This window comes from Actinotalea ferrariae, from assembly GCF_019733465.1.
GTDB lineage: Bacteria > Actinomycetota > Actinomycetes > Actinomycetales > Cellulomonadaceae > Actinotalea > Actinotalea ferrariae_A.
Window position 1 is genome coordinate 1 of record NZ_JACVQL010000045.1, and the last position, 1,088, is coordinate 1,088.

The 1,088-nt window shown below is 76.6% G+C and carries 1 protein-coding gene; it reads right to left on the reverse strand.

The genetic code is table 11. The features are described 5' to 3' along the window. Positions 1-1,088, reverse strand: a 1,088-nt coding sequence (locus tag ICW40_RS04015; protein ID WP_221652545.1) for an MMPL family transporter, incomplete at both ends; no start/stop codon positions are given.

Here is a 1,088-nt window from a genome sequence, read left to right on the forward strand (position 1 = left end):
GTCCGACGGACGTCCGGCCGCCGACGTGCCGGCGGGGGCCTCGGGCTCCTCGCCCTCGGACAGCCCGGCCGCGCGGTGGAGGCGGGCGAGCGGCCGCGGGAGCCACCACGCCGCACGCCCCAGGAGGCGCATCGTCGCGGGCACCAGCAGCGCCCGGACCACCGTCGCGTCGAGCGCCACCGCGAAGGCCAGCCCCAGCCCGACGAGCTTGAGGAACGTGATGCCGCTGGTCGCCATCGCGGCGAGCACCACGACGAGGAGGAGCGCCGCGCTCGTGATCGTGCGCCCCGAGCGCTGCACGCCGACGGCGATCGCGTCGCTCACCCCGGCCCCGCGCAGGTGCTCCTCGCGCACCCGGCTGAGGAGGAACAGCTCGTAGTCCATCGCGAGCCCGAACGCGATGACGCCGATGAGGACGAGGTTGCTGGGGTCGACCCGGTCGGTCCCGGTGAACCCGAGCAGATCCGCGAGGTGACCCTGGTCGAACGCCCACACGGCGGCGCCCACGGTCGCGCCGAGCGACAGCACGTTCATGACGACCGCCTTGAGCGGCAGGAGCACGGACCCCAGCGCGAGGAAGAGCAGCACCACGGTGACCCCGGCCACGAACCCGACCGTCGCGGGCAGCGTGCGAGCGATCGCGTCGATCGAGTCGACCGTCACCGCGGGCGCACCTCCGACGAGCACCGCGTCCGCGCCGGCTGGGGGTGCCAGGTCGCGGACGGCGGCGACCAGGTCCTGCGTCTCCGGCGCGTCGGAGGCGCCGTCGGTCGCGACCGTCAGCACCACCACCCGCCCGCCATCCGTGCCGCTCGCCCCCTCGACGGCCGCGGCGGTCACCCCAGGCACGGCGGCGAGCTCGTCGAGCCACGCGGTGAGGTCGGCGTCGGCCACGGCTCCCTGCACGACGACGTCGAGCGAGGTCCGGCCGGCGTCCGGGAACTGCTCGGCGAGGGCGTCGGCCGCCAGGCGCGGCGCCGACGACGCCGGCAGGTCCCGCACGTCGCTCGTGCCGGCCCGCAGCTCGAGCGCCGGCAGCGCGACCGCGGCGAGCACGAGGGTCGTGCCGAGGGCGACGGTCCCCGGGC